This window comes from Nitrobacter vulgaris (assembly GCF_031453995.1).
GTDB lineage: Bacteria > Pseudomonadota > Alphaproteobacteria > Rhizobiales > Xanthobacteraceae > Nitrobacter > Nitrobacter vulgaris.
On sequence record NZ_JAVDPZ010000001.1, the window covers coordinates 160,710 to 178,390 of the forward strand.

Below are 17,681 nucleotides of genomic sequence, written 5' to 3' on the forward strand. Positions count from 1 at the left end.
CTTGACCGTCGCGGCCGATGAAGGCTAATCGGCTGCCATGAGTTCGCGCGCATTCATCACGGGAGCGTCAGGCCTAAGTCTGACAACGGAGGAGCGCGAATTCCTGCGCGAACAGCGCCCGTGGGGGTTCATCCTGTTCAAAAGGAATGTAGACAATCCCCTGCAAGTCGCTCGTTTGGTTCAGGAGTTTAGAGAAACGGTCGAGGATAGCGATGCTCCTGTCCTGATAGACCAGGAAGGCGGCCGCGTGCAGCGGTTGGGACCGCCCCACTGGCCCGTCTATCCGGCAGGCGCGACGTTCGGCGTCCTCTATGACCGCGACCGCGACGCGGGGCTAAAGGCCGCACGGCTCAGCGCACAACTGATCGCGGCCGATCTCGCCGATCTCGGCATCACAGTCGACTGCCTGCCGCTGGCGGATGTTCCTGTACCCGGTGCGGATGCCGTCATCGGTGATCGCGCCTATGGCGCCGATCCTCACAAGGTTGCGACGATCGCGCGGGCCGTTACTGAGGGACTAGAGCAGGGTGGTGTTCTGCCGGTTCTCAAGCACATTCCGGGTCACGGTCGGGCGACCGCTGACACCCATCACCGGCTCCCGATTGTAGAGACCTTGAAGGACGATCTGGAGGCCTTTGATTTCGCTGCATTTCGTCCTCTCGCGGACCTGCCGATGGCGATGACCGCACATGTTGTGTTCAGTGCAATTGATGCCACCCAACCGGCCACGACATCTGCGACAATCATCGAACAGGTGATTCGCGGGACCATCGGGTTTCAGGGATTATTGATGAGTGATGACGTGTCCATGAACGCGTTGGCGGGATCGATCGCCCAGCGGACGAGGGCAATCGTTGCGGCTGGCTGCGACATAGTCCTGCACTGCAATGGCAATCTGGATGAGATGCGGCAGGTCGCCAGCGAAGCTCCGGAGCTATCGGGTTTGGCGCTGGACCGCGCCCGGCGAGCCCTGGCCAAGCGCAAGCCGCCGCAACCGTTCGACCGCGAAGCGGCGCGGGCGGAACTCGACGCGTTAACGGCAGCGGGGGCAGCGAGCGCATGAGCGCGGAAATTCTGTCGTTTGAAACAGGTCGGCCCACCGAGCCCGTCGTCATCGACGAGGTTGCGCTCGTGGTCGATGTCGAGGGTTATGAAGGCCCGCTTGACCTTTTGCTGGCGCTTGCCCGCCAGCAAAAGGTCGACCTGTCGAAAATTTCCATTCTGGCGCTTGCCGATCAGTATCTCGTTTTCATAGAGGCGGCCCGCAAGATTCGTCTCGAACTGGCCGCCGACTATCTGGTCATGGCGGCATGGCTAGCATTTCTGAAATCGCGCTTGCTGCTGCCGGAGCCCCCGACGCCGGATGGGCCCAGCGCCGGGGAGATGGCGACGGCGCTTGCCAATCGCCTGCGGCGTCTTGAGGCCATCCGGGAGGCGTCGAACCGCCTGATGAATCGTCAGCAGTTGGGGCGTGACATCTTTCCGCGAGGCAACCCGGAATCGATCGCTGAGATTCGCCATCCGAGATTCACCGCGACGCTGTTCGACCTGCTCTCCGCTTATGCCGTGCAACGGCAGCAGCGTGTATTGACGACCGTTCATATGGCTAAGCGAACGGTCTGGTCATTGAGCGAAGCACGAGCCTCGCTTGAGCGTCTGGTCGGTCTCTCCGGCGAGGATTGGGGATGCCTTGACCAATATCTGATGACCTTTGTTGTCGATCCGTCGCAGCGGGCTACCGTGTTCGCGTCGAGTTTTGCGTCTGCGCTCGAATTGGTGCGCGAGGGCGTCATGGATCTGAATCAAAAAGAGGCCTTCGCGCCGCTTTATTTTCGCAAGCGTGCGCGGCAGCCGGAACCCGATCCGATGGCGGGGCCGGACACCTCGGCGCAGTAAGTGAAGAAGGAGAGCGAGCATGGCAAGCCTGGCGGAAATGCGCGTGGAGCAGCTCGAGGAATTTGAGTCGGAACGGCCCGCAGCGCGTCCCGAGGAATTGCGGTTGCTGGAGGCGTTGCTGTTCGCTTCATCCGAGCCGCTGGATCAGGCCGCGCTGGCCAAGCGGATGCCCGACGGCGTCGACATCAAAATGGCCCTTGCCCAGTTGCAGGCGGACTACGCTTCGCGAGGCGTCAACCTGGTGCGCATCGCCAACAAGTGGACTTTCCGTACAGCGGGAGATCTGGCGTGGCTGATGACGCGGGAAAGCACGGAAACCCGGCGTCTGTCGCGCGCGGCGATCGAGGTGTTGGCGATCATTGCCTATCATCAGCCTGTGACACGCGCGGAGATTGAGGAAATTCGCGGCGTCGTCACCTCCAAGGGGACGCTCGACGTGCTGCTGGAGACCGGGTGGATCAAGCCGCGCGGCCGCCGCAAGACACCGGGCCGTCCGCTCACCTTCGGAACGACAGAGACGTTCCTGTCCCAGTTCAGCCTCGAAAATCTCGGCGACCTACCGGGCCTGGAAGAACTGAAGGGAACGGGGCTGCTGGATTCTCGTCTGCCGGGCGGGTTCAGTGTTCCCACACCTTCCGACGATCCGACTTTGCGGGACGATGAGGAGCCGCTTAAGGCGGGCGATCTCGAACTGGCGCTAGTTCCGCCTCTGGATCCTGAAAGCGATAGTTCGAGCAGCGGCGGCTCGGCGCAGTAGGGTCTAAGCCTAGCTTGGGCTAGAGGCTCTCCGCTGCTGATGGGATCGGTCGCGGGTTCGATGTTTTTTTGGTCTGACGCGTTTTAGCCGCGATATTTCGCGCGTGCTCCGCCGCCGCTTGCGTTGCCTGCTGGGCCTCCCGCACCGGCCGAACCCTCACCACCATAACCGTCACGCAGGTCGTCAGCGCGTGGTCAGGACCACCATTCCGCCATCTGATTCTGGTTGCCGTTATAGCCTATAAGTGTCTGAAAAAACGACGGGAAAAAACCGCCTTGCGGGGCTGCCGAAGGTGGTCTTCCGAGACTCGATAAGCTATATGAATCCAAGTAAAAACCGACCGGAATCCTTCTTTGTCAGACACCGACGACACCAAACCCGGGGAGCCGCCGGCGCCTTCGGGTATTCGGCCCGTTTCGATCCTCGATGAGATGAAACGCAGCTATCTCGATTACGCCATGAGCGTAATCGTGGCGCGGGCGCTGCCGGATGCGCGCGACGGTCTCAAGCCGGTTCACCGGCGAATTCTCTACGCGATGTACGAGAACGGTTTCGAGTGGAATAAGCCCTATCGCAAGTCGGCGCGCACCGTTGGCGACGTCATCGGTAAGTACCATCCTCACGGCGACCAGTCGGTCTACGACGCGCTGGTGCGCATGGCGCAGGGTTTCTCGATGCGCGTGCCGCTGATCGACGGGCAGGGCAATTTCGGCTCGGTGGACGGCGATATGGCGGCGGCCATGCGCTACACCGAATCCCGCCTTACCAAGATCGCGCAATCGCTGCTCGACGATATCGACAAGGACACCGTTGATTTCCAGCCCAACTACGACAACAGCGAGAAGGAACCCTCGGTCCTTCCGGCGAAGTTTCCAAACCTTTTGGTCAACGGCGCCGGCGGCATTGCCGTCGGCATGGCTACAAACATCCCGCCGCACAATCTCGGCGAAGTCATCGATGCCTGCGTGGCGCTGATCGACAATCCCGCGCTGGGGATCGATGACCTCATCAACATCATTCCGGGCCCGGATTTTCCAACCGGCGGCATTATCCTCGGGCGGCAAGGCATCCGCTCGGCTTATCACCTCGGCCGCGGCTCGATCGTGATGCGCGGCAAGGTGTCGATCGATACGATCCGCAAGGACCGCGAAGCGATCGTGATTTCGGAGATCCCGTATCAGGTCAACAAGGCCAGTATGGTCGAACGTATCGCCGAGCTGGTGCGCGAGAAGAGGATCGACGGTATTTCGGACTTGCGTGACGAATCCGATCGAGAGGGTTTCCGCGTCGTCGTCGAGTTGAAGCGCGACGCCGTTCCGGAAGTCGTGCTCAACCAGCTCTACAGGTTCACGCCGCTGCAAACCAACTTCGGCGCCAACATGGTGGCGCTGGATGCGGGTCGGCCGCAGCTCATGAATCTGAAAGACCTGCTGACGCTGTTCATCGCGTTCCGCGAACAGGTCGTTACCCGCCGAACCAAATTCTTGCTCAACAAGGCGCGCGACCGCGCCCATATCCTGGTTGGCCTGGCCATCGCCGTCGCCAATATCGACGAGATCATTCGTGTGATCCGGGAGTCTCCCGATCCAACCACGGCACGTGATACCCTGATGTCGCGCGACTGGCCGGCGAAGGACGTGGCGGCGATGATCACGCTGATCGACGATCCGCGCCACCGCATGTCGCCGGATGGCACCGCGCGGCTGTCGATGGAGCAGGCCAAGGCTATTCTCGATCTGCGCCTGCAACGCCTGACCGCGCTTGGCCGCGAGGAAATTTCTGACGAGCTCGACAAGCTCGCCATCGAGATTGCCGATTATCTGGAGATCCTGCGGTCGCGCGCCCGCGTACAGGCCATCATCAAGAGTGAGCTTGGCGCGGTGAAGTCCGAATTCGCCACTCCGCGCAGGACGATTATCGTCGAACAGGAAGGTGAGGTCGAAGACGAGGACCTGATCCAGCGCGAGGACATGGTCGTGACCGTCTCGCACGCGGGTTATGTCAAGCGGGTGCCGCTATCGGCCTATCGCGCTCAAAAGCGGGGCGGGAAGGGCCGCTCCGGAATGCAGACGAGGGATGAGGATTTCGTCAGCCGTTTGTTCGTGGCATCGACCCATACACCGGTGCTGTTCTTTTCGTCGCGCGGACAGGTCTACAAGGAAAAGGTCTGGCGGCTGCCGATGGCGGCCCCGAATGCGCGCGGCAAGGCGATGATCAACATCCTGCCGCTCGAACAGGGTGAGCGCATCACCACCATCATGCCGCTTCCTGAAGATGAATCGTCGTGGGCCGACCTGGATGTGATGTTCGCGACCACCAGCGGAACGGTCCGCCGCAACAAGCTCTCCGATTTCGTCGATGTCCGGCGCTCCGGCATTATCGCGATGAAGCTTGGTGAGGGCGAGTCGATCGTCGACGTCCAGATATGCACCGAGCGCGACGATGTGCTGCTGACCGCCGCAGGCGGTCAGTGCATTCGGTTTCCGGTCACCGACGTTCGCGTGTTCTCGGGCCGGACATCGATGGGCGTGCGCGGCATCGCGCTGGCTAAGGGCGACCGGGTTATCTCACTGTCGATACTGCATCACTTCGACGCCACGCCGGCCGAACGCGCCGCGTACCTCAAACAGTCCGGCGCGATCCGCCGCGCTGCAACCGGCGAGGATATCGAGCCCGAGGAGGCGACGCCCGAGGCTGACGAGGCCGCACATACCGATCTCTCGCTGCCCGAAGGGCGCTATGTGGAGATGGGCGCTGCCGAGCAGTTTGTGCTCACTGTCACCGCGCAGGGTTATGGCAAGCGATCGTCGTCGTTTGAATTCAGGGTTTCAGGACGTGGCGGCAAGGGTATCCGCGCGACCGATCCGACCAAACTCGGCGAGATCGGCCATCTCGTGGCGGGATTCCCGGTCGAAATGTCGGATCAGATCATGCTGGTGAGTGATGGCGGGCAATTGATCCGAGTGCCGGTGGAAGGCATCCGTATCACCAGCCGCGCTTCCAAGGGCGTTCGCGTGTTCAATACGGCGGATGATGAGCATGTGGTGTCGGTCGAACATATCCGCGAGGATGGCGAAAACGGCAACGGCGGATAGCGGGCTTCGTCCCTTTGCGCCAAATGCAAAGGCCGCTCACGTCATGCGGGCGGCCCCTCCTTAAGCGATCAAGGAACGGAATTAAATCCGGATCAGCGATGCTCTGGCGTGACGAGCCGAGCTTCACGAACTACCGTTTTGGAGCCGGCGGCGCGAAGGCAGGACGTTTCGAAATTCGGCCAGGCTCGCTGTGAGCAGGTCGTTCCAACCGGGTGGATGTCCAGCCGGTCCGCTTTGGCGAGCGGAACGGGCGTGCTGGCGGAAACCTGGGGAGCGAAACCGGGAAGAATGGTGAGGGCGGCTGCGATGAACGCCGCGACCGCGACTGCGGAAAGAGCTTTGATCATGACGGTCCCCTGTGATTTGAGCCTGTCCGTTTGTTTTGGCGGCCCGTTTTGTTGGGCGGATTGATAACCGGCCCTGGTTTCGCGATATCTTCGCCAGCCATGAAAAGCGGTTTCATCATACGAAGAATTGTTTCACCTGGTCTTTCGGACGAAACAGAATCCTGAAATCTGTAATGATTTCAGTTGTCCCCCCGACGTACGATAAGACGCGTACACCCCCGCAGCGGTTCGATCGGCGCCAAGAAATAAATATCGACGGAAGCCTCGAATATTGTGGAACCTGGGCTGCTTGCGGCCCCTGAACAGGCGCGCTAGAGGGGGTGATGCCACGCGTCGCGCTCTATCCGGGATCGTTCGATCCCGTTACCAACGGCCATCTCGACGTCGTCAGACACGCCGTCGTCCTATGTGACCGGCTGATCGTGGCTGTCGGCGTTCACCCCGGCAAGACGCCGCTGTTTTCGGCAGAAGAGCGTCTTTCGATGGCACGCTCGGTGTTCGAACCGATCGCGGTTGAAGCGGGCTGCGCCTTCGATTGCGCGACTTACGACGACCTCACAGTCGTAGCCGCGCATAAGGCCGGTGCCACGATTCTGGTTCGGGGCCTGCGCGATGGCACCGATCTCGACTATGAAATGCAGATCGCCGGCATGAACGAGACTATGGCCCCCGACGTGCATACGGTGTTCGTTCCGGCTTCGCCCGGCGTCCGCCCGATCACCGCCACACTGGTGCGCCAGATCGCAACGATGGGCGGCGATGTCTCAGCTTTCGTTCCGCAACTGGTCGCCTCGAAGCTCAAGACCAAATTCGCCGGTTGAATGAACCGATCTTCCTCTGATCCGGAGTTATCATGATTAGAATCCTTGGCCTCGTTGCCGCGCTGATGTTCGTGGTCCCCGCCCTTGCGCAGCCATTGCCGACCAGTCTCGACAAGCAGAACGCCATCGTGATCGACACCACGAAAGGCCAGATTGTCATCAAGCTGCGGACCGACATCGCGCCCAAACATGCCGAGCGCATCAAGCAGCTTGCTCGTGATGGCTTCTACAATAACGTTCCATTCCATCGCGTCATGGACGGCTTCATGGCGCAGACCGGCGACGGCAAAAATTTCAACGGTACCGGCGGCTCGAAGTATCCGAACCTCCAGGCCGAGTTCTCTACCGTTCCGTTCAAGCGCGGCGTGGTCGGCATGGCGCGCGCGGGAAGTAATGACTCGGCGAATTCGCAGTTCTTCATCTGCTTTGACGACGCGTCCTTCCTCAACAACAAATATACCGTGGTCGGCGATGTCGTCTCCGGCATGGATGTGGTGGACAAGTTGAAAAAGGCACCCGCCGGGTCGCGAAGCGGCACCGTCACCGATCCGGACAAGATGCTGAAGGTTCAGGTTGCCTCCGATATCAAGTGAGCGCAGCCCGTGCGCTGGCTAACCGTAATGGTTGCGATCTGCATCGTCGGCGTATCACCAGATACGATGGCGCAGGACGGCGGCGTGGCGAATCTGGCCGCCATGTCCGCGCGCTTGAAGGGATGCTGGCAGCCGCCCGCTTTGCCGCGCGACAGTGCCGGCATGGAGATCACCGTGCAGTTCACATTCAGGCGGGACGGCAGCTTGTTGGGTCGGCCGCGGATTACTTACGAGAGGCACGACGCAACGGACGGAGAGCGTATCCTCTACCGGACGGCCGTGATGGAAGCATTACAACGCTGCGCACCGATGCCATTTACCTCAGGCATGGGCGAAGCGATTGCGGGCCGTCCCCTGACCATCCGATTTGACGATCGACGAACCCCTCCCAAAGCAAGAGAAGAGAAGAGAGCATGGCTGAAAACGAAAACACTTTGATCCTCGAAACCACGCAGGGACCCGTGACTATCGAAATGCGTCCCGATCTCGCTCCCGGTCATGTTGCGCGGATCAAGGAGCTGGTTCGTGAAGGGTTCTACGATGGTATCGTATTCCATCGCGTTATTGATGGCTTCATGGCGCAGACCGGATGCCCGCAAGGCACAGGTATGGGCGGCTCAGGCCAAAAACTGAAGGCTGAGTTCAACAGGGAGCCCCATGTGCGTGGCACCGCATCCATGGCGCGAGCGCAAAGTCCGGATTCGGGTGACAGTCAGTTCTTCATCTGCTTCGACGATGCGTCTTTCCTGAACGGACAATATACCGTCTGGGGCAAAGTGATCGAAGGTATGGAGAACGTCGACAAGATCAAGCGCGGTGAGCCAGTGCAAAATCCCGACAAGATCGTGAAAGCCAGGATAGCGGCCGACGCTTGAGGCGATATTCCGACTCTTCAGACCGACGTGAAATGGCCGGATCCGTTCCGGCCATTGACGTTTCGGGCTAACGGGTTCAGTGACGAGTTACATCCGTCAGCTTGATAATTTCATGCGAACCGATCTCTTCGATTTCGAATTGCCGGCCGAGAGCATTGCGCTGCGTCCGGCGAACCCGCGTGATTCCGCGCGGATGCTCGTGGTACAGCCCGGGGCCGGTTTACGCGACCAACGGATAAGAGATCTTTCAGAATGGCTGCGGCCCGGTGACCAACTCGTCGTGAACGATACGCGTGTCATCGCCGCTCAATTGCATGGCCGCCGCATCGGTCGCGAGACTGAGCCGAGGATCGACGCCACGCTGATCAAGCGCCTCGACGGTTCTCGCTGGAGCGCATTGGTCAGGCCGGCCAAGAAGCTCATGACGGGAGACATCGTTCGCTTTGGCAACGAGGGACGGGTGTGCTTCCTCGGGCACCTCGATGCGCAGGTCGAAAGCAAAGGCGAGGAGGGCGAAGTGACGTTCGCCTTTTCGTTTCACGGACCCACGCTGGATCAGGCCATTGCTGATCTGGGCTCAACGCCGCTACCGCCATACATTGCATCAAAGCGCGCGCCCGACGACCGCGATGCTGCAGACTATCAGACGATGTTCGCAGCTCATGAGGGAGCCGTCGCTGCACCGACCGCGGGGCTGCATTTCACGCCGGCGATCGAAGCGGCGCTACGCGAACGCGACGTGGGCCTTCATCGGATCACCCTGCATGTCGGTGCCGGTACGTTTCTTCCGGTCAAAGCCGAAGACAGCGCTGGGCACCGTATGCATTCGGAATGGGGTACGATATCCGCCGAAACCGCGGCCGCGCTGAACGCGACGCGAGCGAGCGGTGGTCGGATCGTTGCCGTCGGAACGACATCGCTTCGGCTTTTGGAAAGCGCGGCAGGCGACGACGGTCAAATCGCGCCGTTTACCGGGGAGACCGCGATATTCATCACGCCGGGCTATCGCTTTCGCGCGGTCGATATCCTGATGACAAATTTTCATCTGCCGCGGTCGACGCTGTTTATGCTGGTCTCGGCCTTTAGCGGTCTTGAAACCATGAAACATGCCTATGCTCATGCGATCGCGGGGGGGTACCGGTTCTATTCCTATGGCGACGCCTGCTTGCTGTTTCCGGACAGGTCGGACGCATGAGCCTCGCCAACCATTTCGAAATTCTCGGACGCGACGGCAGCGCTCGCACCGGACTTCTCACCACAGCTCACGGCGCGGTGCGCACACCGGCGTTCATGCCGGTCGGGACACAAGGCGCCATGAAGGGCCTCCAATGGCAAGAGGTGCGCGACGCCGGGACCGATATCGTGCTCGGCAATACCTATCACCTGATGCTGCGGCCCGGAGCTGAGCGGATCGACGAACTCGGCGGCTTGCAAAAATTCACGACCTGGGGCGGGCCGATGTTGACGGATTCCGGCGGGTTCCAGGTGATGTCGCTGGCCCAGTTGCGAAAGGTGAAAGAGCAGGGCGTGACGTTTCGCTCTCATATCGACGGTACCGCGATCGAACTGACGCCTGAACGCGCCGTCGAGGTTCAGCGGCTGCTCGGCTCCGACATCGCGATGCAGCTCGACGAATGCGTTCGGCTCCCCGCCGAGCGTACCGACATTGAGCGCGCTATGCAGCTCTCGCTGCGCTGGGCCGAGCGCAGCAGGCGCGCTTTCGAGGGCGCCCCCGCCGCCAACATGCTGTTCGGCATCGTTCAAGGTGGGGACAGCTCCGACCTGCGGCGCACGAGCGCGTGCAGGCTGACCGAGATCGGCTTCCACGGCTACGCAATCGGCGGTCTCGCGGTCGGTGAACCGCAGGCCATCATGCTCGCGATGATCGAGGAAACCATGCCGTGGCTGCCGGTGGAACGGCCGCGCTATCTGATGGGTGTGGGGACGCCGGACGATTTGCTGGAAGCAGTCGCGCGCGGCATCGATATGTTTGATTGCGTCATGCCGACGCGGAACGGACGCCACGGCATGGCCTTCACCCGCTTCGGCCAGATCAATCTTCGCAACGCCCGTCACGCCGACGACCCGCGTCCACTCGACGAAGAGAGTTCATGGCCGGCATCGCGAAATTATTCGCGCGCCTATCTGCATCATCTGGTGCGATCCGGCGAAACGCTCGGCGCGATGCTACTCTCCGGGATCAACATCGCATATTATCAGAGTTTGATGCAGGCCATGCGTACGGCGATTAAAGGAGGAACCTTTCAGCAGTTTCGCGAGCTGACACGCGAAGGCTGGGCGCGCGGCGATATCGCCATGCGCTGATGTCTGACTGCATCGGAAAAGATCGTATCAATTGCAGGCGATGCGTTGGACGACATGCTTGGTTACGAAGCCGTAACCGCATGTGTCGCAGCTCCACAAGTGGCCGATGACGTTGTCGGGCAAGTATGCGGATGCTTCCGCTGCAATCATCGAGTCGGCGCAAACCGGGCACGTCGGAAGATCGCTTCCGCGAGGCGCGGAGTGCGGCAGGGCGGTCGACCGGATTTCAGCAATCGCTGGCATTCGTGACCTCCTTTTGGAAATTAATCAGTCTGGACTTTCCGGCACCGTACACGCATCGTTTGACGATGTCGCAACACAAATGCGTTTCTTTTACGAATTCCAGTCCTGCAAGAATCGGGCTTGGCGCAACGTATTGCTGCCAGACTTTAGCCCCCGACACGCTGGCTGATCGTGATGAGCATTGTTCAACTACTCGAGGACGCTGACATGGATACAAAATCAAAGGTTGATGCACCGCACCATGCCGGCCGTGGCCGTGTGTTCGACAGCATTGTCGATACGGTTGGAGACACCCCGATCGTCCGGCTGCGCAGGCTGCCACAACAGCATGGTGTGAATGCAATTATTCTGGCCAAACTGGAATACTTCAACCCAGCCACGAGCGTGAAAGATCGTATCGGCGCGGCAATGATCGTGGCAATGGAGAAAGCTGGCAAGATCGATGCCGACACGGTTCTGATCGAACCGACCTCGGGAAACACTGGCATAGCGCTGGCGTTCGTTGCGGCCTCGCGTGGCTACCGCCTGAAGCTGGTGATGCCAGAGTCAGTCTCGACGGAGCGCTGCAAGATGCTGGCCTTTCTGGGAGCGGAAATCGTTCTGACGCCGGCGGCAGAGGGTATGAAAGGATCAATCGCCATGGCCGAGGAACTGGTGCGCACGACTCCGCACGCCGTCATGCCGCAACAGTTCAAGAACCTCGCCAATCCGGAGATTCACCGGCTCACCACGGCCGAAGAGATATGGAACGATACCGGCGGGAACATTGATTGGGTCGTGGCTGGGGTCGGGACTGGCGGGACCATAACGGGGATTGGTCAGGCCCTGAAGCCCCGCAAGCCGTCCTTGCGCATCGTTGCAGTCGAACCCGAGGAGAGCGCGGTACTGTCGGGCGGACGGCATTCGCCGCACAAGATCCAGGGGATCGGCGCGGGTTTTGTCCCCCAAATCCTGGATCGTTCCGTCGTTGATGAGGTCGTGAAAGTCGATAGCGCCACGGCATTGGAAACCGCCCGTGCCTTGGCGCGTAGCGAAGGCATTCCAGGGGGGATTTCGTCCGGTGCAGCTGTTGCAGCGGCGCTTGCCATCGGCCGGAGGCCCGGCAGCGAAGGCAAAACCATTCTTGCCGTCGTCCCCTCGTTCTCCGAGCGATATCTCTCGACGGCGTTGTTCGAGGGAATCTGACCAGAGTCTTTCACCGCTTCACGGAACGGTGAAAGACTCGATCTTTTTCTGACGTGCTTTTCTTCTCGCAACCGAATTGCACTTCGTTCGGAAGCGCTATACCGAAGACTGCGCTGAGATCAGGAACGGGACAGCGAGATATTGGCCCCCCTGAACTGACCGTCCGAACTGATGACCACGTCCTGCCGGTTGCCGTTCGTCTTCATCTTGAGCTTTGCCGTAAATGCGGGAGCGCTGACGTCGACGTTAAACTGGCCATTACCGGCCCGTCCTTCGAGGGTTCCGCTAACATTGCGGCTGGTCTCGCGCCACTCTCCCGACAGAACGCCGTTACGAGCGAGCACATTGCTTCTGAGTTCGAATTTGTAACTGTCGCTGGCACATAGCAGCGTCTGATTGAGGCCCTGGGCATCGCCACTCACGGCATAGGTGGCCTTGCAGCGGATCTTTTCGGTTGAGCCATCCTCGAGCTGGATACTGCCACGTCCGGTCCAGACACCCGCCAAGCCTTCAAACGGCCCCGCTCCAGCGGAACTAGCGGATATCGACAGCATCACCACAGCGCCTAGCGCGCACGCGGCGGATAATCCTCGTGACATGATCCCCCCAAATCCCATTTGCATCATCCCATTATTACTGACGCGAAGCTTCCCAGCGCCCGCTACAAGGAACTCCTCCGGACGCTCCATTCCACTTCCCCGATCCAACATTACCGTTGAGCTGTCCGTTGGCGTAAGCGCCGCGGATGGATACCTTCACGTAACCTTGGTTTCCGACACTGCCGGTGATGTCAGCGCCTGCCGCCGAAACCTTACCGTCGGTAACGGTCAGAGGATATTGCGCCACCGGGTCGCAGGTGCCCGTTTTGGTGACGATTTTGACGTTCCAAAGCCCGTCATAAGTTTTTCCGGCAAGCGCCGGGGAAGCCAAGCCCGCAATCAGGCCACATGAAAAAAGAACAGCATGAATGCGAACATGACGCATGAACTAATTCCTCGATTTTCGTGATCGCCGCGTTATTCCGGCAGATTGTGTCCAAAATAGCGGCAGGGCGGATCGCGGCCGATAGCTTGAGGCCAGCGTCAGGTTCGCGCGCACGAAATAGTGTCTCGGCCGATATTGGCCAATCACTAATCAATTCAATATATTACCTCCGCGCATCAGTCGCGCACTTAAAGAAAACTCATGACCCGCCACTGTTGCTGTCCAGCAAAACCGTAACGAATCGGGCAGTTTATTGACCTTGAAACGCTCATACTCAGTTTCGGTGAGGAAGAATAGAGATCTTCAAAAGACGCCGTATCGAGGCTGGATATGACGATATACGGCTGCCGGCAAGCCAGAATTTCAGATGTTGTTCGTTGAGGATAGCGACATGCGGGCCCTATGTCTTCGACGATTGGCAACTAGAGGTTACCCACCGTGTTGCTTCAAAGGAGTTCAAAGGAGAGAATATATTCAATCCGACCGAAGCCTAAAGTCAGGACGTTTCTAGTCGGGAATGCTCAAGGCCTCGCATGAAGGATGACGCACAGAAGAGCCTCCTGCAGTGGCTGGCTCCCGAATTCGCAGCGAACGGTCTGCTGCGGGACGAACCTTGGGTTCAGGCCTGTGCACATGAAGCTGAGAACATGTTCGCGGTCAGGCCATTGGCGATCGCGGCTGTGACCATGGTTGTGGCCGAACCTTTCGCGATCGATTATCTGCGGCAAGCTCCGGTCCTCGTCGTCGCGGCGGCGCAGGGCATGGAGTGTTTTCGCCCAAGCGAACGAGAATTTATCCAGCAGGACTGGCAAGCGATTGTTCATGATCGCCCAAAATTGCGCGATCTCTTGAGGTATTATGGACTTATCCGGCCCTTACGCGCGCTAAAAGGGCAAGCGTTTCGTGCTGGTCCCACCGAATATCAGACCATTCAGAATTTGTGCGATATCCCGCCCTCACCACTGGCGCAGGCAATTCCATCCGCGATCCGCAAGCAGCACAACTGGTTGCGCGCGCTCGGGGAATGGTCCGAGGCAATGTGTCGTCGTGAGCAGAGTGCGAAGGCCCTCTTTGACTGGGCAGTGTGCGCGATGGGTGATCATACGGCGAGCACGGCGGGTGGTTCCCTGGATCAGGCGTCCGCTGTTGCGGATTATGCGGCATTTCATATCGGCCGGTTCAATCGGCGCTGGAGTTATGAACGCGCTTACCGAGCGGCGCTCGAGTGGCACGATGAGCTCGCGCAAGCCAGCAGCGAGAAGGCGTACCTTCTGACCCACAAGATCGGGTGGAACGAGGTCATCGACTATGGAGACCTGCCGCGCAGGAGAATCATTGATGGGTACGAAATTGTAGCGCTTCAGTCAGGCGCGGCGCTTCACGCCGAGGGCGCGGAAATGCATCATTGCGTTGCGAGCTACGCAGGAAATGTCATACGCGGCTTCAGCCGAATTTTCTCGGTGCGCGGAGACGGCCAGCGGCTTGCGACGTTCGAGGTCAGTAAGTCAGGCTTCCTGCTTGCGTCGGGCGAATTTCTTCAACTGCCTGCAAGAAAACGCTCGCCTTACAAGCTTATTCAGATCAAGGGACCGTACAATTCCGAGGTCTCCCAAGACGTTGAGAAGGCGATTCAGGCGTTTATCTCCAGCCTGAACCAAGCCGCCCCAACGGTCGGTTGAGCAGTTTTGTCCCAGGTTCAATAATCCCAGGTCCAATAATGATGACAAAAGGCCCGCCATCCACGCGTGAGGGAGGCGGGCCAGGTCGAGTGAAGTCGGACGGTACCCGGCCAAGGGACCGCCCGGATCGGGCAATGCACTGAGAGGCAGATGGTTCCTGAGATCGTGTACGATCTACTGCTGTCCCATCATCGACCAGATCGTCAGCATGACTAAGACGATCGCGATGAATTGCAGTACAACCCGGGTTTGCATCAGGTATTGCGAGCGCCACGGATTGCCGCCGCGCATCATGTTTACGAGGCCTAGCACCAGTACGGCCGCGACGGAAGCCAGCGCGATCGGGATCATAATTTGACTTAGGAATTCTGTCATGCCGGTAAAGTCTCACGCTGTTTGATCGATTTAATAAACTGTAAGAGAGGGAAGGGGTTCCGCAACCGGAACCTTCTCGCCCCGTCAAACGAAGTTCGAGTTTGGCGACGATTTATACGACGCGGAGCCCTGAATTGCGACAAGGCTGGCGCGCATTATCGCCGTCGCTCTTGTCCTCCAATCGTAACGGCGGCGCTTGGCGCGTCGAACGTCTCGCCAAGGAGCGAAGCCTCGGAACTATCGCGCTCGCGCTCGGTTGATGCTTCAAACGGAGCGATCAAAGGGAGCGATTGATGGCGAATATTAGCGGCGACGCGGAAAATGAAGGCGCACTCCGAAATGCATCCGATCAGGTCAAGCGCGCCACGCGAGACTTGGCTGCTAACTTAACGAAATCCGGCTCAGCCGCTTACGATCACGGCTCCGATCTCGTCGCCAGAAGCCCGGGGAGTGCTCTCCTAACGGCAGGGATTATTGGTTTTGCGCTGGGCGTGATCTTGACCAAGGGCTCTCAGACGCCCCGGAACAGTCTTCAACGATATTACGATCGCTACACTCGTTAGCCGGTCTCGAGGCTCGCACCTCCAGTAGGGGCGATTACGCGACTTGGGCACGGGTCGGTATGCGAGTCCGCCCCAATGTCTATAGTGGTGCTAAACCGGCGAGAGACGCTGCAATCCCTCATCTGGACAAGTGCCGGGTGAATGCCGCTACGGCTCCAGTTACTGGTGATCAGGCGGTGTTGATAGCCGCGATGAGGCCCATGGCTACGCTCGAACCAATCCCAGGCGAAAGCGAGAACAAACATGATGGTGCAGCCCACGGCGCACGGAACAAGGAACGGGCCTAAGTCCCTAGACTCGAAAGGCTGGTCATGAAATGGCCCAGCCCGAAAACGAAGGCGGATAGGATGACGGAGCAGACGATAATTCGGCTCATTCTCGGATCGGATGCGAGGTGATTTACTAGTATAGTACCCGTTCGGCCTTGGGTTCTCATAGGGCTAAGATACGCGGCCTCAGACGCCATCCACGACAGCCTCAAACAATTTCCTCCGCGGACAAAGCAAAAAGGGCCGGCACCTGATGCCGGCCCTTTTTGCTTTCAGAACCGCGAGGTTCGAGAGTAATCAGTATCCCGGGGCAAGCGGAGCGCCCATCGGAGCACCCCAGTTGAAGCGGTAGTTCAGACCGATCTTGATGGTGTGCTGGTCGTTGTGGAGGTTGCCCCGAACAAAACGCGGGCCCGGGCCCACGAAGTTCACAGTGCCGAGATCGTAGTACTGGTACTCGACCTTGCCCGACCAGTTCTGGGTGAACAGGTATTCGAAGCCGCCACCAAGGGTGTAGCCGTCACGGCCGCCGTTGCCGCCGAAGCCGTTGCTAAAGCGAGAGTCAGCCCAGCCGTAGCCGCCCTTGAAGTACAGCAAATTCGGACCCCAAGTGTAGCCGATTCGGCCGGTGACCGATCCGAGGCCACGGTTGGCGAAGGTACTGCTGGTATCGAGGAAACTGTAATTGGCTTCGATACCGAAGACCCAGTTCGGCGAGAACTGCGTGTCATAGCCGATCTGGCCGCCGCCCATGAACACGCCGTCGTTGTTGTTGACAGCACCGGGTAAGAAGATGCTGTTCGAGGAGTTACCGAAGGCACCGCCGATGTGACCGCCGATATAGAAGCCGGTCCAATTATAGATCGGAGCGGGCGGTAAGGGCGGTGCTTTGGTGTAGGGATGAGCTGCTAAATCAGCGGCGGACGCAGCCGACGCGCTGATCAGCACGGCTGCGGTCGCTAGAAGAATCTTCTTCATGAGGTAGCCTCAAAGCTGTAATCGATCGATACCGCTCAATATAACGGTAGGAGCTCGGGTGCGGCTGTAGCGTGTCTGCCACACACGGTTGAATTGTTGACGACCCGCTGCTGCAAAAAAAGCCGCGCCATCGTGGGCGGGACTAAGGATTCGATCTTGGACCGGACAGTTGCCAGCCTAGACAAACTGGCACAGATCAAGTCGCGCCATCTTAGAATAGGCGCTTGGATCTTGTCGTTGGCAGCCTTGAGCGGAATTGTTTTCCTAGCTTTGCGGTGGTGGTTTAGAACGTTCCCGCTGCCGAAAATGAGCGGTGGAATCGCGGGCTTGGTTGGTGAGCGCGGAGGGACTCGAACCCTCGACCCCATGATTAAAAGAAAGGTTTTCAATCCGTTTCCTATTTAATTTCAACGGCAGCGGTTGGCAATCTTCTGAGCCTAACGTGATCGAACGTGCCGCAGGGACGGGGGGTTTGCCAACCACTTAGCCGGGCTTTTTCTTTTGTCCCAACAAGTGAATGCGCTGACCTCAGCACGTTTTGTCTTGATCTCGCTGGACGGGGATACATGTGGACCCCGCTGCACCACAGAGCTTCCAAGAGAGATGGGTCCATCATTCCGAAAGCAGGCCGCACAGTACCGCTCCTTTGCCATCGCGACCGGTGTCGGGGAGGCTCTGGATGGGCCGGGTGAACGG

General features: G+C 59.4%; 18 protein-coding genes. 12 read left to right on the plus strand and 6 right to left on the minus strand.

Annotated elements, in window-relative coordinates; all coding sequences use genetic code 11:
- Positions 1–37 precede the first annotated feature (37 nt).
- The 4 genes from nagZ to gyrA all read left to right on the plus strand — a co-directional run bounded on the left by nagZ (position 38) and on the right by gyrA (position 5,748).
- On the plus strand, positions 38–1,063 hold the full coding sequence (gene nagZ / locus GGQ85_RS00760; RefSeq protein ID WP_309772771.1) for a beta-N-acetylhexosaminidase: 1,026 nt from the start codon (positions 38–40) through the stop codon (positions 1,061–1,063).
- The gene (locus tag GGQ85_RS00765; protein WP_309772773.1) at positions 1,060–1,896 is read left to right on the plus strand and encodes a segregation and condensation protein A; all 837 of its coding nucleotides are present in this window, start codon (positions 1,060–1,062) and stop codon (positions 1,894–1,896) included. Before nagZ ends, GGQ85_RS00765 begins: the two co-directional genes overlap by 4 nt.
- Positions 1,897–1,915: 19 nt before the next feature.
- The gene (gene scpB, locus GGQ85_RS00770; protein ID WP_309772775.1) at positions 1,916–2,653 is read left to right on the plus strand and encodes an SMC-Scp complex subunit ScpB; all 738 of its coding nucleotides are present in this window, start codon (positions 1,916–1,918) and stop codon (positions 2,651–2,653) included.
- Positions 2,654–3,006: 353 nt separating this feature from the next.
- Positions 3,007–5,748, plus strand: a complete 2,742-nt coding sequence (gyrA, locus tag GGQ85_RS00775; protein ID WP_309772777.1) for a DNA gyrase subunit A — start codon at positions 3,007–3,009, stop codon at positions 5,746–5,748.
- A gap of 92 nt (positions 5,749–5,840) precedes the next feature.
- Here the strand turns inward: gyrA and GGQ85_RS00780 are convergent, their stop codons facing one another.
- The gene (locus tag GGQ85_RS00780; RefSeq protein ID WP_309772780.1) at positions 5,841–6,095 is read right to left on the minus strand and encodes a hypothetical protein; all 255 of its coding nucleotides are present in this window, start codon (positions 6,093–6,095) and stop codon (positions 5,841–5,843) included.
- 323 nt (positions 6,096–6,418) lie between these two features.
- On the opposite strand from GGQ85_RS00780, the gene coaD reads away from it, so the two are divergent.
- The 6 genes from coaD to tgt all read left to right on the plus strand — a co-directional run bounded on the left by coaD (position 6,419) and on the right by tgt (position 10,709).
- Positions 6,419–6,916: a pantetheine-phosphate adenylyltransferase gene (coaD, locus tag GGQ85_RS00785; protein ID WP_309772782.1), complete on the plus strand. Its 498-nt coding sequence runs from the start codon at positions 6,419–6,421 to the stop codon at positions 6,914–6,916.
- Between the two features lie 32 nt (positions 6,917–6,948).
- Complete coding sequence (locus GGQ85_RS00790) at positions 6,949–7,509, plus strand: peptidylprolyl isomerase (RefSeq protein ID WP_079446963.1); 561 nt, start codon at positions 6,949–6,951, stop codon at positions 7,507–7,509.
- Positions 7,510–7,575: 66 nt separating this feature from the next.
- Positions 7,576–7,947: a cell envelope integrity protein TolA gene (gene tolA, locus GGQ85_RS00795; RefSeq protein ID WP_309772784.1), complete on the plus strand. Its 372-nt coding sequence runs from the start codon at positions 7,576–7,578 to the stop codon at positions 7,945–7,947.
- A complete protein-coding gene (locus GGQ85_RS00800) occupies positions 7,923–8,384 on the plus strand; it encodes a peptidylprolyl isomerase (RefSeq protein ID WP_079446961.1) in 462 nt (153 codons plus the stop codon). The genes tolA and GGQ85_RS00800 overlap by 25 nt, the downstream gene beginning before the upstream one ends.
- Positions 8,385–8,496: 112 nt before the next feature.
- A complete protein-coding gene (gene queA, locus GGQ85_RS00805) occupies positions 8,497–9,579 on the plus strand; it encodes a tRNA preQ1(34) S-adenosylmethionine ribosyltransferase-isomerase QueA (protein ID WP_309772786.1) in 1,083 nt (360 codons plus the stop codon).
- Positions 9,576–10,709, plus strand: coding sequence for a tRNA guanosine(34) transglycosylase Tgt (gene tgt, locus GGQ85_RS00810; RefSeq protein ID WP_309772788.1), 1,134 nt, complete (start codon positions 9,576–9,578; stop codon positions 10,707–10,709). The genes queA and tgt overlap by 4 nt, the downstream gene beginning before the upstream one ends.
- 27 nt (positions 10,710–10,736) lie before the next feature.
- Here the strand turns inward: tgt and GGQ85_RS00815 are convergent, their stop codons facing one another.
- Positions 10,737–10,952: a hypothetical protein gene (locus tag GGQ85_RS00815; RefSeq protein WP_309772790.1), complete on the minus strand. Its 216-nt coding sequence runs from the start codon at positions 10,950–10,952 to the stop codon at positions 10,737–10,739.
- A gap of 207 nt (positions 10,953–11,159) precedes the next feature.
- Between GGQ85_RS00815 and cysK the strand changes: the two genes are divergently transcribed.
- A complete protein-coding gene (cysK, locus tag GGQ85_RS00820; RefSeq protein ID WP_309772792.1) occupies positions 11,160–12,137 on the plus strand; it encodes a cysteine synthase A in 978 nt (325 codons plus the stop codon).
- Between the two features lie 119 nt (positions 12,138–12,256).
- On the opposite strand, the gene GGQ85_RS00825 is transcribed toward cysK, so the two are convergent.
- Both GGQ85_RS00825 and GGQ85_RS00830 read right to left on the minus strand, forming a co-directional pair.
- The gene (locus tag GGQ85_RS00825; RefSeq protein WP_079447047.1) at positions 12,257–12,754 is read right to left on the minus strand and encodes a hypothetical protein; all 498 of its coding nucleotides are present in this window, start codon (positions 12,752–12,754) and stop codon (positions 12,257–12,259) included.
- A gap of 16 nt (positions 12,755–12,770) precedes the next feature.
- On the minus strand, positions 12,771–13,121 hold the full coding sequence (locus tag GGQ85_RS00830) for a hypothetical protein (protein WP_079446957.1): 351 nt from the start codon (positions 13,119–13,121) through the stop codon (positions 12,771–12,773).
- A gap of 533 nt (positions 13,122–13,654) precedes the next feature.
- Here GGQ85_RS00830 and GGQ85_RS00835 point away from each other — a divergent pair.
- Positions 13,655–14,800: a PcfJ domain-containing protein gene (locus GGQ85_RS00835; protein ID WP_309772798.1), complete on the plus strand. Its 1,146-nt coding sequence runs from the start codon at positions 13,655–13,657 to the stop codon at positions 14,798–14,800.
- A gap of 174 nt (positions 14,801–14,974) precedes the next feature.
- On the opposite strand, the gene GGQ85_RS00840 is transcribed toward GGQ85_RS00835, so the two are convergent.
- Complete coding sequence (locus tag GGQ85_RS00840; protein WP_079446955.1) at positions 14,975–15,175, minus strand: twin transmembrane helix small protein; 201 nt, start codon at positions 15,173–15,175, stop codon at positions 14,975–14,977.
- Positions 15,176–16,304: 1,129 nt separating this feature from the next.
- On the minus strand, positions 16,305–16,985 hold the full coding sequence (locus tag GGQ85_RS00845) for an outer membrane protein (RefSeq protein WP_079446953.1): 681 nt from the start codon (positions 16,983–16,985) through the stop codon (positions 16,305–16,307).
- Positions 16,986–17,681 lie beyond the last annotated feature (696 nt).